General features: G+C 59.2%; 11 protein-coding genes, 1 tRNA gene and 1 pseudogene. All 13 read right to left on the minus strand.

Going from position 1 to position 14949, the window contains the following annotated elements:
- Positions 1–316, minus strand: a 316-nt coding sequence (locus IB248_RS32090; RefSeq protein ID WP_246779333.1) for a reverse transcriptase domain-containing protein, incomplete at its 3' end; no start/stop codon positions are given.
- Between the two features lie 165 nt (positions 317–481).
- Positions 482–853 (minus strand): reverse transcriptase domain-containing protein, encoded by a 372-nt coding sequence (locus tag IB248_RS32445; protein ID WP_348648630.1) that lies wholly within the window; start codon positions 851–853, stop codon positions 482–484.
- A 398-nt stretch (positions 854–1251) separates the two neighbouring features.
- The gene (gene rpoC / locus IB248_RS30355; RefSeq protein WP_018860304.1) at positions 1252–5463 is read right to left on the minus strand and encodes a DNA-directed RNA polymerase subunit beta'; all 4212 of its coding nucleotides are present in this window, start codon (positions 5461–5463) and stop codon (positions 1252–1254) included.
- Positions 5464–5649: 186 nt separating this feature from the next.
- A complete protein-coding gene (gene rpoB, locus IB248_RS30360; RefSeq protein ID WP_018860303.1) occupies positions 5650–9786 on the minus strand; it encodes a DNA-directed RNA polymerase subunit beta in 4137 nt (1378 codons plus the stop codon).
- Between the two features lie 256 nt (positions 9787–10042).
- A complete protein-coding gene (gene rplL / locus IB248_RS30365) occupies positions 10043–10423 on the minus strand; it encodes a 50S ribosomal protein L7/L12 (protein ID WP_018860302.1) in 381 nt (126 codons plus the stop codon).
- Positions 10424–10481: 58 nt separating this feature from the next.
- Entirely contained in the window at positions 10482–11000 is a 519-nt protein-coding gene (gene rplJ, locus IB248_RS30370; protein WP_016553543.1) for a 50S ribosomal protein L10, read from the minus strand.
- Positions 11001–11332: 332 nt separating this feature from the next.
- The gene (gene rplA, locus IB248_RS30375) at positions 11333–12025 is read right to left on the minus strand and encodes a 50S ribosomal protein L1 (protein ID WP_018860301.1); all 693 of its coding nucleotides are present in this window, start codon (positions 12023–12025) and stop codon (positions 11333–11335) included.
- Positions 12026–12029: 4 nt separating this feature from the next.
- Positions 12030–12461 carry a 50S ribosomal protein L11 gene (rplK, locus tag IB248_RS30380; protein ID WP_007531592.1) on the minus strand — a complete coding sequence of 144 codons (432 nt, stop codon included), beginning with the start codon at positions 12459–12461 and terminating at the stop codon, positions 12030–12032.
- A gap of 140 nt (positions 12462–12601) precedes the next feature.
- Positions 12602–13132 carry a transcription termination/antitermination protein NusG gene (nusG, locus tag IB248_RS30385; RefSeq protein WP_018860300.1) on the minus strand — a complete coding sequence of 177 codons (531 nt, stop codon included), beginning with the start codon at positions 13130–13132 and terminating at the stop codon, positions 12602–12604.
- A gap of 17 nt (positions 13133–13149) precedes the next feature.
- Entirely contained in the window at positions 13150–13350 is a 201-nt protein-coding gene (gene secE, locus IB248_RS30390; RefSeq protein WP_018860299.1) for a preprotein translocase subunit SecE, read from the minus strand.
- Positions 13351–13539: 189 nt separating this feature from the next.
- Positions 13540–13615 (minus strand) — tRNA-Trp (locus IB248_RS30395).
- Between the two features lie 139 nt (positions 13616–13754).
- Positions 13755–14648 (minus strand): NAD(P)-dependent oxidoreductase, encoded by an 894-nt coding sequence (locus tag IB248_RS30400; protein ID WP_018860298.1) that lies wholly within the window; start codon positions 14646–14648, stop codon positions 13755–13757.
- A gap of 174 nt (positions 14649–14822) precedes the next feature.
- Positions 14823–14949: pseudogene (gene tuf / locus IB248_RS30405) on the minus strand (elongation factor Tu); the annotation flags it as partial.

The following is a 14949-nucleotide window of genomic DNA, read 5'->3' on the forward strand; positions in this document are numbered from 1 at the left end:
ATCGACCCGTCACGCGCGGTGTCAGTTCGCGAATGCGCTCCTTGAACGCCTTGATTGCCTTGTCGGCAACCCGTCTCTTGACCACCCGCCCTGGTGCTTTGAAGAAAGCATAGCCGAGGAATTTGCGGCCGAAGACGGTGGCAACGGCGCTCTTGGTCTCGTTCACCTTGAGGCGAAGTCGGCCATAGAGACGCCGCAGCAGAGCCATCACCCGCTCGCCCGCCCGCTGTGACCGCACGTAGACGTTACAGTCGTCGGCATAGCGGCAGAAGGCATGGCCCCGCTGTTCAAGTTCCTTGTCCACCTCATCCAGCAACACATTGGCCAGAGCGGCGACAGCGGCCCACCCTGCGGCGTGCCTCGGGTCCGCTTGAGGACCACACCCCCATCAACAATGTCGGCGTTCAGATAGGCCCGTACCAAGCGGATCACGCCGGGATCGGGGATTTTCTTGCGCAAACGGTCGATCAGGATGTCATGGTCAACCCGGTCGAAGAATTTCAACCCGCCGTCCGGACTGCACGAACGATTGCGCCGCCAGGACGGCATCGTGTGCACTCCTTCCAGGACGGAAGCCGTAGCTGTGCTGACTAAAAGTCGGATCAAGAATAGGCTGGAGGACTTGCAGGAGCGCCTGTTGGATCAGACGGTCCAGCACCGTGGGGATGCCAAGCTCGCGCTCGCCGCCCCCTGGCTTCGGGATCATCACCCGACGCACCGGCTGTGGCCGGTACGTCCCCTCCCGCAGGCTGTCGCGGATGGCAGGCCAAGAGATGCGTAGCATTGCGGCCGTCTGGTCAATGTCCAGACCGTCCGCGCCCGCCGCGCCTTTGTTGGCCCGCACCTCTTCCACGCCCGCAGAAGGTTCTCTCGCCGCAGGGCCACCTCAAGCAGCCCCGCGCCTGTGTCGTTCCCAATCCTCGGCGGGGGCTCGGCTTCGTCGCGACCGGAGCTCCGGCGGGCTTCCGGATTTACGCCACCGCCCATTGGTCACAAGAGCTTCGCGGTTTGTTGCCCGCTCGCCCTGGTCGGCATCGCCTCATATCCGGTTCTTGTCCATCGGCCCGCAGGTTCGATCCACGCTTCCTCCCCACGGTTGGTCACCCTGCCGCAGTTGCGCTTCACTTCGCTCGATGTGACCAGCTTACGGTGGGACTTCCACCCACAAGAATGCGCCCATGCTGGGCGCACAACAAAAAGCCGCCCGGATCGCTCCGGGCGGCTTCTCAATTCTTAAGACCAAGCTGCCGATTATTCGGCAGCCGGTGCGCTCTCGCCTGCGAGATCCTGCAGCATCGGCGTGGCGACATCGGCGCCCGTGCCCTTGCGGCGTTCCTCGAGGATCAACTCGTCGCGCGAGGTCGCGATGCGACGGATCTGGGTCATCGTGCCACCGGTACCGGCGGGGATCAGACGACCGACGATGACGTTTTCCTTCAGACCCTGCAGACCGTCGGTCTTGCCGGCGATTGCAGCTTCCGTCAGCACCTTCGTCGTTTCCTGGAAGGACGCGGCGGAGATGAACGACGGGGTCTGCAGCGACGCCTTGGTGATACCCAGCAGAACCGGATCGCCATAAGCAGGCTTCTTGCCCTGTTCGATCAGCGCATCGTTGACGTCTTCGAGCTCGATACGGTCGACGTTGTCGCCGACGATGTAAGTCGAGTCGCCTGCATCGGTGATTTCCACCTTCTGCAGCATCTGACGGACAATCACTTCGATGTGCTTGTCGTTGATGACAACGCCCTGCAAGCGATAGACTTCCTGGATTTCGTTGACCAGGTACGAAGCGAGTGCTTCGACGCCCTTGATCGCCAGGATGTCGTGCGGAGCCGGGTTACCGTCGAGGATGTAGTCACCCTTCTCGATGTAGTCGCCTTCCTGAAGGTGGAAGGGCTTGCCCTTCGGGATCAGGTATTCGACAGGCTCGACACCGTCTTCCGCCGGCTCGATGATGACGCGACGCTTATTCTTGTAGTCGCGGCCGAGGCGGATCGTACCATCGATCTCAGCGATGATGGCGTGGTCCTTTGGACGACGAGCTTCGAACAGTTCGGCAACGCGCGGCAGACCGCCGGTGATGTCCTTGGTCTTGGCGCTTTCGAGCGGCGAACGTGCAAGCACGTCACCCTGAGACACCTTCTGACCCGGCTCGACCGACAGGATCGCGTCGACCGAGAGCAGGAAGCGGGCGTCACCACCACGGGACAGCTTCATGACATTGCCGCTGGCATCCTTGATGACGATTGCCGGCTTGAGGTCCGAACCACGCGGGGTCGAACGCCAGTCGATAACCTGACGCTTTGTGATGCCAGTGGATTCGTCGGTCGCTTCGAGAACCGAGAGACCGTCGACGACGTCTTCGAACTGAACGGTACCGGCCACTTCCGTCATCATCGGACGGGTGTAGGGGTCCCACTCTGCCAGACGCTGACCGCGCTTGACCTTGTCGCCATCGTCGACATGCAGCTTCGAACCATAGGCGACGCGCTGCGAGGAGCGCTCGACACCACGCTCGTCCAGGATCTGGACGGTCATATTACGGCCCATGGCAACGAGGTTGCCATCCGAGTTGCGCAGCAGGTTGCGGTTCTTGATCTGAACCGTACCTTCGTACGAGGCTTCCAGGAACGACTGGTCAACCACGGTTGCCGTGCCACCAAGGTGGAACGTACGCATGGTGAGCTGCGTGCCCGGCTCGCCGATCGACTGAGCAGCGATAACACCGACTGCTTCACCCATGTTGACCGGGGTACCGCGTGCAAGGTCACGACCGTAGCAGACCGAGCAGACGCCCGTCTGGATTTCGCAGGTCAGTGCCGAACGGATACGGATCGACTGGATACCAGCCTTCTCGATCTCGATGACATCGGGCTCGAGGATCATCTTGCCGGCATCGACGATACGCTCGCCAGTGACCGGATGATCGATATCATCAAGGGCGGTACGGCCGAGGATACGAGCACCGAGCGACGCAACGACCTGACCGGCATCAACGATGGCGGTCATGGTCAGGCCCTTGTCGGTGCCGCAATCGACCGAGTTGACGATGCAATCCTGGGCGACGTCGACGAGACGACGGGTCAGGTAACCGGAGTTCGCGGTCTTCAAGGCGGTGTCTGCCAGACCCTTACGGGCGCCGTGCGTCGAGTTGAAGTACTCGTTGACGGTCAGGCCTTCCTTGAAGTTCGACGTGATCGGCGTTTCGATGATTTCGCCCGACGGCTTGGCCATGAGGCCGCGCATGCCGCCCAGCTGACGCATCTGGTTCGGAGAACCACGAGCGCCCGAGTGGGACATCATATAGATGGCGTTCATTGGCTTCTGACGACCGGTGTTCGGATCGAATTCGACGGCCTTAATGCGGGCCATCATGTCTTCGGCAACCTTTTCGGTGGCCTTGCCCCAGGCGTCGACAACCTTGTTGTACTTTTCGCCCTGCGTGATCAGACCGTCATTGTACTGCTGCTCGTATTCCTTCACCAGGTTTTCGGTGTCGGCAACGATCTTCGCCTTGGTTTCCGGAATGACCATGTCATCCTTGCCGAACGAAATGCCGGCGCGGCAGGCATGGGTGAAGCCGAGCTGCATGATGCGGTCGCAGAAAATGACCGTGTCCTTCTGGCCGCAATGGCGGTAGACCGCGTCGATCATCTTGGAGATGTTCTTCTTGGTCATTTCCTGGTTGCAGACGTCGAAGGTCACCTTGCCGTTCTTCGGCAGGAGTTCGCCGATGAGCAAGCGGCCCGGAGTCGTTTCATAGATCTTCGAGTACGGCTTGCCGTCCTCGTCGACCGACTTGAAGCGGCCGCGGATCTTGGTGTGCAGCGTCACGACCTTGTTTTCGAGCGCGTGATGCAGCTCGCCGAGGTCGGAGAAGGCCATGCCTTCGCCCGGCTCGTTCTGGTTCATGATCGAGAGGTAGTACAGGCCGAGAACCATGTCCTGCGACGGAACGATGATCGGTGCACCGTTTGCAGGGTGCAGGATGTTGTTCGTCGACATCATCAGAACGCGGGCTTCGAGCTGGGCTTCAAGCGACAGCGGCACGTGAACAGCCATCTGGTCACCGTCGAAGTCGGCGTTGAATGCCGTGCAGACGAGCGGGTGCAGCTGGATGGCCTTGCCTTCGACCAGCGTGGGTTCGAAGGCCTGGATTCCCAGGCGGTGCAGCGTCGGTGCGCGGTTCAGGAGAACCGGATGCTCGCGGATGACCTCGTCGAGGATATCCCAAACCTCAGGCTTTTCCTTTTCAACCAGCTTCTTGGCCTGCTTGACGGTCGAGGAGTAACCCTTGGCGTCGAGGCGGGCATAGATGAACGGCTTGAACAGCTCGAGCGCCATCTTCTTCGGAAGACCGCACTGGTGCAGCTTCAGTTCCGGACCGGTCACGATGACCGAGCGGCCGGAATAGTCGACGCGCTTGCCGAGCAGGTTCTGGCGGAAGCGGCCCTGCTTGCCCTTGAGCATGTCGGACAGCGACTTCAGCGGACGCTTATTGGCGCCGGTGATGACGCGGCCACGGCGGCCGTTGTCGAACAGCGCGTCCACAGATTCCTGCAGCATGCGCTTTTCGTTGCGGATGATGATGCCCGGAGCGCGCAGTTCGATCAGGCGCTTCAGACGGTTGTTACGGTTGATGACGCGGCGGTACAGATCGTTCAGGTCCGACGTCGCGAAACGGCCGCCGTCGAGCGGAACGAGCGGACGCAGATCCGGCGGGATCACCGGAACGACCTTCATGATCATCCATTCCGGGCGGTTGCCGGATTCCATGAAGTTCTCGACGATCTTCAAGCGCTTCATCAGCTTCTTCTGCTTGAGGTCCGACGTGGTGTCGGCAAGCTCGGAGCGCAGATCGCCAGCGATCTTCTCAAGGTTCATCGATGCCAGCATCTCGTAGATGGCTTCAGCACCGATCATGGCCGTGAACTGGTCTTCGCCGTATTCGTCAACGGCGAGCATGTACTCTTCTTCCGTCAGGAGCTGGTGCTCCTTGAGCGCGGTCAGGCCCGGCTCGGTGACGATGTAGTGTTCGAAGTAGAGAACGCGCTCGACATCCTTCAGCGTCATGTCGAGCAGCGTAGAAATGCGGCTCGGCAGCGACTTCAGGAACCAGATGTGGGCAACGGGAGCGGCGAGCTCGATATGGCCCATGCGCTCACGGCGAACGCGCGACAGCGTGACTTCAACGCCGCACTTTTCGCAGATGATGCCCTTGTACTTCATGCGCTTGTACTTACCGCAAAGGCACTCGTAGTCCTTGATCGGTCCGAAGATGCGCGCGCAGAAGAGACCGTCGCGTTCCGGCTTGAACGTGCGGTAGTTGATGGTTTCCGGCTTCTTGATCTCACCGTAAGACCAGGAAAGAATCTTCTCCGGAGAAGCAATCGAAATCCGGATGGAATCGAAGTTCTGTGCAGGCACCTGCGGATTGAAAAGATTCATGACCTCTTGGTTCATGCCTGTCTCCTTCATGGGCGGATGCGCCCTTATCTTGCATGGACGGCGGCAAATCCCGGGAGCCGCGCCAACGCTCAAAACGACAATAACCGCAGAATGCGGCGAAATCGTCCCTGCCCGGCCGACACGTAAGGGGCCAGAGCGGGAACGGTGTGCGCTGCGTTACAGCGCACACCCTATCGGTGGTTACTCGGCAGCGTCCGGCAACTGGCTGGCCTGCTGCTCCTCGACCTTCGAATTCTCGAGTTCGACGGAGAGACCAAGCGAGCGCATTTCCTTGACGAGAACGTTGAAGCTTTCCGGAATACCGGCTTCGAACGTATCGTCGCCACGGACGATGGCTTCGTAGACCTTGGTACGGCCGGCAACGTCGTCCGACTTGACCGTGAGCATTTCCTGCAGCGTGTAGGCTGCACCGTATGCTTCCAGAGCCCAGACTTCCATTTCGCCGAAGCGCTGACCGCCGAACTGCGCCTTGCCGCCCAGCGGCTGCTGGGTAACGAGCGAGTAAGGACCGATCGAACGAGCGTGGATCTTGTCGTCGACCAGGTGGTTCAGCTTGATCATGTACATGTAGCCGACGGTGACCTTGCGGTCGAAGGGCTCGCCGGTACGGCCGTCGTACAGAACCGACTGACCGGACTCGTGCAGACCTGCCTTCTTCAGCATCGAGGCAACGTCAGGCTCATGCGCACCGTCGAAGACCGGCGTTGCGATGGAGACGCCCCTGCGGGACTGTTCAGCCAGCTTGACGAGCGATGCATCGTCAAAGTTGGCGACTTCGTCCTTGGCCTGCGACGCGTAGACTTCCGTCAGTTCCGTCTTCAGGTCGGTGATGTCCATCGTCTTGCGGTATTCGTCTAGCAGTTCGCCGATCTTCTTACCCATGCCGGCGCAAGCCCAGGCAAGGTGGGTTTCGAGGATCTGCCCGACGTTCATGCGCGAAGGCACGCCCAGCGGGTTCAAGCAGATGTCGACATGCGTACCGTCTTCGAGGAACGGCATGTCCTCGACAGGCACAATGCGCGAGACGACGCCCTTGTTGCCGTGACGGCCGGCCATCTTGTCGCCCGGCTGGATCTTGCGCTTAACAGCAACGAAGACCTTGACCATCTTCATGACGCCGGGAGGCATTTCGTCGCCGCGCTGAACCTTCTCGACCTTGTCCATGAAGCGCTGTTCGAGGCGCGACTTGGATTCGTCGTACTGGCCGCGGAGAGCTTCGAGTTCGCCCTGGACCTTCTCGTCCTCGACAGCGAACATCCACCACTGCGAGCGAGGATATTCCGAGACGACGGCGTTCGAAAGCTCGGTGCCCTTTTTGAAGCCCTTCGGGCCGGCGATTGCGACCTGGCCGCGCAGCATGTCGACCAGACGGCCGTAGACGTTACGATCGAGGATCGCCTGCTCGTCGTCGCGGTCCTTTGCAAGACGCTCGATCTCTTCGCGCTCGATCGCCATCGCGCGCTCGTCCTTTTCGACGCCGTGGCGGTTGAAGACGCGCACTTCGACGATCGTCCCGTAGGTGCCGGGCGGCATACGCATGGACGTATCGCGAACGTCGGAAGCCTTTTCACCGAAGATGGCGCGCAGAAGCTTTTCTTCCGGCGTCATCGGGCTCTCACCCTTCGGCGTGATCTTGCCGACGAGAATGTCACCGGGCTGAACTTCGGCGCCGATATAGACGATGCCGGCTTCGTCCAGGTTCTTCAGCGCTTCTTCCGAGACGTTCGGAATGTCGCGCGTGATTTCTTCCGGACCAAGCTTGGTGTCACGCGCCATCACTTCGAATTCTTCGATGTGGATGGAGGTGAACACGTCGTCAGCAACGATCCGCTCGGACATTAGGATCGAGTCTTCGTAGTTGTAACCGTTCCACGGCATGAACGCGACGAGCGCGTTACGGCCGAGAGCAAGGTCGCCCAGGTCCGTCGACGGACCGTCGGCGAGGATGTCGCCGCGGTTGACAACGTCACCCACGGTGACCAGCGGACGCTGGTTGACGCAGGTGTTCTGGTTCGAACGCTGGAACTTCTGCAGGCGGTAGATATCGACACCGGACTTGCCAGCTTCGAGGTCTTCCGTCGCACGGATAACGATACGCGTCGCGTCGACCTGGTCGACCACGCCGCCGCGACGGGCGCCGATAGCAGCACCGGAGTCGCGAGCGACGACCGGCTCCATGCCGGTGCCGACGAACGGAGCTTCAGCACGCAGCAGCGGAACGGCCTGACGCTGCATGTTCGAGCCCATGAGAGCGCGGTTGGCGTCGTCGTTTTCCAGGAACGGGATGAGAGCCGCTGCGACCGAAACAACCTGCTTCGGCGAAACGTCCATCAGGTTCATGCTGTCGCGCGGAGCGAGCATAACTTCGCCAGCATGACGGCAGACGACGAATTCGTCGGTGAAGGAACCATCGGCGCCAAGCTCGGCGTTTGCCTGTGCAACGTAGTACTTCGCTTCTTCCATGGCGGAGAGGTAAAGAACGTCGTTCGTCACCTTGCCATCAACGATGCGGCGGTACGGGCTTTCGATGAAGCCATACTTATTGACGCGGGCGAAGGTCGCAAGCGAGTTGATCAGACCGATGTTCGGGCCTTCGGGCGTTTCGATCGGGCAAATGCGGCCGTAGTGGGTCGGATGAACGTCGCGGACTTCAAAGCCTGCGCGCTCGCGCGTCAGACCACCCGGGCCAAGAGCCGATAGACGACGCTTGTGGGTGATTTCCGAAAGCGGGTTCACTTGGTCCATGAACTGCGACAGCTGCGAGGAACCGAAGAATTCGCGAACGGCAGCAGCTGCCGGCTTCGCGTTGATCAGGTCCTGCGGCATGACCGTGTCGATTTCGATCGAGGACATACGTTCCTTGATCGCGCGCTCCATACGGAGCAGGCCGAGACGGTACTGGTTTTCCATCAATTCGCCGACAGAGCGAACACGACGGTTGCCTAGGTTGTCGATGTCGTCGATTTCGCCCTTGCCGTCGCGCAGTTCGACCAACATCTTGACCACGGCCAGGATGTCGTCCTTGCGCAGGATGCGGACGGTGTCTTCGACGTCGAGGTCGAGACGCATGTTCATCTTGACGCGGCCAACGGCGGAGAGGTCGTAGCGCTCCGCATCGAAGAACAGCGAGTTGAACATGGCTTCAGCCGAGTCCATTGTCGGCGGTTCACCCGGACGCATGACGCGGTAGATGTCGAACAGAGCGTCCTGGCGGTTCTCGTTCTTGTCCGCCGTCAGCGTGTTGCGGATATAGGCGCCGACGTTGATATGGTCGATGCCGAGAACCGGGATCTCGTCGAAACCGTTCTGGAGAATGATCGGAAGGGTCTTCTCATCGATCTCGTCGCCGGCCTCGAGGTAGATTTCACCTGTCGAGTAGTTGACGATGTCCTCGGCGAGGTAGTTGCCGTACAGATCTTCGTCGGTCGCCTTCAGAGCCTTGAGGCCCTTGTCAGCGAGCTGACGGAGCAGACGCGGAGTCAGCTTTTTGCCGGCTTCGACAACGACTTCACCGGTGTCGGCGTCAACCATTTCGGTGATTGCCTTGGCACCCTTGAGGGTCTCCGGCGTAAACGGAATACGCCAGCCCTTGCCGTCGCGCTGATAGTCGGACTTCGTGTAGAAGGTCGACAGGATCTCTTCGCCGTCCATGCCGAGCGCCATAAGCAGCGAGGTCACGGGGATCTTGCGGCGACGATCGATACGGGCATAGACGATGTCCTTGGCGTCGAACTCGATGTCGAGCCAGGAACCGCGGTACGGGATCACGCGGGCAGCGAAAAGCAGCTTGCCGGAAGAATGGCTCTTGCCCTTGTCGTGATCGAAGAAGACGCCCGGCGAACGGTGCATCTGGGACACGATAACGCGCTCGGTGCCGTTGACGATGAACGTACCGTTGTTGGTCATGAGCGGCATGTCGCCCATGTAGACCGACTGCTCCTTGATGTCCTTGATGGACTTCGCACCCGTATCTTCGTCGATATCGAACACGATCAGACGGAGAGTGACCTTCAGCGGCGCGGCGTAGGTCAGGTCGCGCTGACGGCATTCATCGACGTCGAACTTTGGCGGTTCGAATTCATAAGACACGAATTCCAGCATGGAAGCGCCGGAGAAATCCGTGATCGGGAAAACGGACTTGAAGACAGCCTGAAGGCCTTCGTCAGGGCGACCGCCCTTGGGCTCTTCAACCATCAGGAATTGATCATACGATGCCTTTTGAACCTCGATGAGGTTCGGCATTTCTGTGACTTCGGGGATCTTACCGAAAAACTTGCGTACGCGCCTACGACCATTGAACGAAAGGGTCTGAGCCATCGTCGCTCCTTCAAAATTGCATCCGGGCCTGCAACGGACGGGAACCGATGGCCAGTCGACCCCGTCAATCATGAGTAGTTCAATCTCGTCTCACTTCCCGAAATGCGAGGCCGGATTGCCTTCGCGTCTCGGTTCGAGACCATCCTCTTGAAGAACCCATTACCCAAAAGCCGTTTTCACGCGGCTTTTGGGTAATTCGTTCAACGAAACGACAAATGGGAGGCGGGAAATCCCACCCCCCAGATGTAGTTCAAGATTACTTAACGTCGACCTTAGCGCCGGCGTCTTCAAGCTTCTTCTTGATGTCGGCAGCTTCAGCCTTGGAAACGGCTTCCTTGACAGCCTTCGGAGCGCCTTCGACGAGGTCCTTGGCTTCCTTGAGGCCGAGGCCGGTGATGCCACGAACTTCCTTGATGACGTTGATCTTGTTAGCGCCGGCATCCGTGAGGATGACGTCGAACTCGGTCTTTTCTTCTTCAGCAGCAGCAGCAGCGCCTGCACCGCCAGCAACAGCAGCAACAGCTACCGGAGCAGCAGCGGAAACGCCCCACTTTTCTTCGAGAAGCTTGGACAGTTCTGCAGCTTCCAGAACGGTCAGCGAGGAGAGGTCGTCTACGATCTTTGCGAGATCAGCCATGTTATCAGTTCCTTTTGTTCGGTTCGAACCGGTTGTTTATAAACAGCAAAAAACCGCCTTATGCGGCTTCGTCCTTCTTGGCGTAAGCCGAAAACACGCGAGCAAGCTGGCTTGCCGGTGCTGCAACAACGCCTGCGATGCGGGTAGCCGGAGTCTGGATCATGCCCAGCAGCTTCGCGCGCAGTTCGTCCAACGACGGCAGGGTCGCAAGCGACTTGACTGCATCAGCGTTGAGCGTCGTTGTTCCCATGGCGCCGCCCAAAACAACGATCTTATCGTTGGTCTTGGCGAAATCCACGACGACTTTCGGAGCGGTGATCGGGTCATTGCTGTAAGCAATGAGCGTCTGACCGGTGAAGAGACCAGAGATCCCTTCCGCTTCCGTACCCTGAAGGGCGATTTTGGCCAGGCGGTTCTTCGCGACTTTGACGGTACCGCCAGCTGCGCGCATCTTGGAACGGAAGTCGTTCATCTGCGCGACTGTAGCACCAGCATAGTGGGCCACGACAACCGAGCCCGAAGCCTTGAAGACTTCGTTCAGTTCCGTGACGAATTCGCGTTTTTCCGCTCTTTCCACTGCCTATCTCCAGTTGGCAGGACCTTTTTGACGGGCCCCACCGGGTTGCCTTTTGCCTCCTGGGATCAGAAGCGATCCCAAGCGACGCTTGAGGATCCTGTCCCCTCGCGCTTCGCGCCAAAGAAAGGCCGAAGGCACAAGGCATCCAAGGCTCGAACCAAATTCCTAGAAGCAGAACTTCATGCAATTCGGGTCTTACCCGTCTCATGCAGGCCAAGTGATTAAGGGAAAACCACCTGCAATCTCGGACAGGATTCCGGATTTCTCCGGAATACTCCGGCCCCTTTCGAGGCCGGAATTCTTTAGCCGGGCCGAAGCCCAGCGAAACTTACTTAAGCGGCCGTAACAGACGACGGGTCGATCTTGACGCCCGGGCCCATAGTCGAAGAGATCGCTACGCGCTTGACATAGTTGCCCTTCGCGCCAGCCGGCTTCGCCTTGATGACAGCGTCAGCGAAGGCACGGATGTTTTCTTCCAGAGCCTTGGCATCGAAGGATGCCTTGCCAACGCCAGCGTGAACGATACCAGCCTTTTCGACGCGGAACTCGACAGCGCCGCCCTTGGATGCCTTGACAGCACCGGCAACGTCCATCGTAACGGTACCAACCTTCGGGTTCGGCATCATACCACGCGGGCCGAGAACCTTACCGAGGCGGCCGACGAGCGGCATCATGTCCGGGGTCGCGATGCAGCGATCGAAATCGATCTTGCCGCCCTGGACGATTTCGACGAGCTCTTCAGCACCGACGACATCTGCGCCAGCAGCCTTGGCTTCGTCAGCCTTGGCGCCGCGAGCAAAGACAGCAACGCGAACGTCGCGGCCCGTGCCGTTCGGCAGGTTGACAACGCCGCGGACCATCTGGTCTGCGTGACGCGGATCAACGCCGAGGTTCATGGCGACTTCGATGGTTTCATCGAACTTCGCGACCGCGCGCTCCTTGACCATGCCAATGGCGAGAGTCAGAGCGTAGAGCTTCGTGGGATCAACACCTTCGTTGATCTTCTTCGTGCGCTTGCCAGCCATGGTCTTATCCTACCACTTCCAGGCCCATGGCGCGGGCAGAGCCCTCGATCATCGCCATTGCACCTTCGATATCCGCTGCGTTGAGATCCTTCATCTTGGCTTCGGCGATCGACTTGATCTGAGCCTTGGTGAGCTTTCCTGCGGTCGCGCCCTTGCCAGGCGTCTTCGAACCGGACTGGATCTTCGCTTCCTTCTTGAGGAAGTAGCTGACGGGCGGCTGCTTCATCGCGAAGGTGAAAGACTTGTCCTGGTAATAGGTAATGACGACCGGGATCGGCATACCCTTTTCCATTTCCTGCGTAGCGGCGTTGAACGCCTTGCAGAATTCCATGATGTTAATGCCACGCTGACCAAGCGCCGGGCCGATTGGCGGGGACGGGTTTGCCGATCCTGCCTTGACCTGAAGCTTGAGCTGGCCTGCAACTTTCTTAGCCATATCTCTCTGCCTTTCATTGATGGCCGGTTACCCGACCAAGATGCCGGATCACTCCGGCGGCTGCGGTTGCGTGGTTCGGATCCCGGGCCCGGCTAAGACCCCTCACCTTCCACGCGGTTCGCGGCTTGCGCCGCGGACGATCAGACCTTTTCGACCTGAGCGTATTCCAGTTCGACCGGTGTAGCGCGGCCGAAGATCGACACTTCCACCTTCAGGCGCGAACGCTCTTCGTCCACATCCTGGACCGTGCCATTGAACGAAGCGAACGGACCGTCGGAAACGCGGACCTGCTCGCCAATCTCGAAGGTAACAGATGCCTTCGGCCGCTCCACACCCTCCTGGACTTGACCGAGAATGCGCTCGGCTTCGGAATCCGGAATCGGAACGGGCTTGTTGTCGGAGCCGAGGAAGCCAGTGACCTTCGGCGTATTCTTGATCAGGTGGTAGGCCTCATCGGTCAGATCCGCACGAACCATGACATAGCCCGGGAAGAACTTTCGCTCGCTGTCGACCTTGCGACCGCGACGAACCTCAACCACCTTTTCGGTCGGGACGAGAATCTTTTCGAACAGGTGCTCGAGGCCCTTCTGACGAGCCTTATTCTCGATGTCTTCCGCGACCTTCTTCTCAAAATTAGAATATGCGTGGACGATATACCAACGTGCCGCCATGTTATATCTCCACCCGATCAGCTGCCAACGTTGAGCACAAAGCTCAGAACCCAGCCAATAAGCTGGTCCGCGGCAAAAAAGAACAGCGCGGCAAAGATCACCATTACAAGCACCATGACCGTGGAGATCATCGTCTCGCGGCGCGACGGCCAGGTAACTTTCAACGTCTCGGAGCGAACCTGCTGTAGAAACGCAAACGGATTAGTTTTGGATGCCATCGACTGCCCACGCAATTACGGCGCGTAAAGCTGAACATATCAGCCCCACGCACCGCGTGTCTGTTGAACCCTACATAAACATCGATTCCCAATTGCACAAGAGGGAAACCGAAGTTTAACGAACTTAGCCATACGTCGCCTTTCCGGCCGAACTGCTGCGAGATGTCCGCGCAACTCGTTCAAGAAAGATGGCAGGGGCAGAGGGGCTCGAACCCACGACCTGCGGTTTTGGAGACCGCCGCTCTACCAACTGAGCTATACCCCTTTACGCTTTACATTCAGCTTCTTGACCGGACCGGCCGCGAAGCGCAACTGCAAGCATGGCGCTCCTTTAAGGCGGCGGCGCAGGATTGGCAAGTGCGTTTTTCTATTTTTCCAATCCCGCGTCGCGGAAACGCCTGCGATCAGACTTTCACATATTTGCGCCAGTCGTGCTCTTCCTTGAAACCAAGCACTTCGCGGATCTTGCGGTTGGAGAGCAGGCCCTCGTATTCGCCGATTTCGCGTGTGAACGGCACATTCGGATAGAATCGCCTGGCGAGTTCCTTCGACGGCGTGTTGGCCGAGACGGTGTCGTTCGCGGCGTTGAAGACCTGGAAGCCCAAACCGTCCTTCTCGGTGCAGAGGTGGCAGATCTGCCCGAGGTCGCGGGCGTCGATATAGCTCCAGGCGATGCGCTTGCGCATTTCGGGGTTGGCGAAATAGGTCGGAAACCTCTCGTACTCATGCGGCTCGATGACATTGCCGATGCGCAGCGCGTAGATGTCGAAACCCGAGCGTTCGGCAAAGGCACGCGCTGTCTTCTCGTTCACGACCTTGGAGAGACCGTAAGAATCCATCGGGTTGACGTCATAGTCTTCCTCCAGCGGAAACTGATGGAAGTCGCGATGGCCCTCCGCAAAGCAGACCCCATAGGTTGTCTCGCTGGAGGCAACGATGATCTTGCGGATGCCGAGCTTCACCGCGGCCTCGATGACATTGTAGGTGCCCATCGTGTTGATGCGGAACGTTTCGTTGTCGGGCTTGATGAGAATGCGCGGGATTGCCGCGAAATGCACCACGGCGTCGAAGGGTTGGACGCCCCTGCCCGCATCGAGGTCGGGAAAGTCGCGGTGCATCGAAAGCGCGTTGAAGATCTGGCCGCTGTCGGTGATATCGGCAATCAGGTTGGTCACGCCGGGGCTATCAAGCGGCACCAGATCGACGTTGTGAACCTCGTAGCCGGCGTTGACGAGCCACGGCACCGCATGGCGCCCTGCCTTGCCCGAACCACCTGTGAAGAGAATGCGCTTTTTCATCATGTCCTCCCTTATGAAATCGGAGGGATAGATAAAGGCTTTGCGTTCAAGCGCAAGGCCACTACCCGGCTTTGCGTTGTCACCAGACAGTGATACCTAATTCAAATGACAGATACAGAAAGGGGCCCCGCTGTTTCCATCGGAGCCCCTTCTTAGATCCGGATAAACCGAAGCTTACTCGACGATCGAGGCGACGATGCCGGCGCCGACGGTACGGCCGCCTTCGCGGATAGCGAAGCGCAGCTTTTCTTCCATCGCGATCGGAACGATCAGCTCGACGTCTACAGTGACGTTGTCGCCA

It is taken from the genome of Rhizobium sp. RHZ01 (genome assembly GCF_014851595.1).
In the GTDB taxonomy this organism is placed as follows: domain Bacteria; phylum Pseudomonadota; class Alphaproteobacteria; order Rhizobiales; family Rhizobiaceae; genus Rhizobium; species Rhizobium altiplani.

What these genes read in the sequence shown, in the direction of transcription:
- nusG (WP_018860300.1), bottom strand. Translation starts at nt 13,132, where the DNA reads ATGGCGGCACGTTGGTATATCGTCCACGCATATTCTAATTTTGAGAAG.
- rplL (WP_018860302.1), bottom strand. Translation starts at nt 10,423, where the DNA reads ATGGCTGATCTCGCAAAGATCGTAGACGACCTCTCCTCGCTGACCGTT.
- rpoC (WP_018860304.1), bottom strand. Translation starts at nt 5,463, where the DNA reads ATGAACCAAGAGGTCATGAATCTTTTCAATCCGCAGGTGCCTGCACAG.
- rplA (WP_018860301.1), bottom strand. Translation starts at nt 12,025, where the DNA reads ATGGCTGGCAAGCGCACGAAGAAGATCAACGAAGGTGTTGATCCCACG.
- rplK (WP_007531592.1), bottom strand. Translation starts at nt 12,461, where the DNA reads ATGGCTAAGAAAGTTGCAGGCCAGCTCAAGCTTCAGGTCAAGGCAGGA.
- secE (WP_018860299.1), bottom strand. Translation starts at nt 13,350, where the DNA reads ATGGCATCCAAAACTAATCCGTTTGCGTTTCTACAGCAGGTTCGCTCC.
- rpoB (WP_018860303.1), bottom strand. Translation starts at nt 9,786, where the DNA reads ATGGCTCAGACCCTTTCGTTCAATGGTCGTAGGCGCGTACGCAAGTTT.
- IB248_RS30400 (WP_018860298.1), bottom strand. Translation starts at nt 14,648, where the DNA reads ATGAAAAAGCGCATTCTCTTCACAGGTGGTTCGGGCAAGGCAGGGCGC.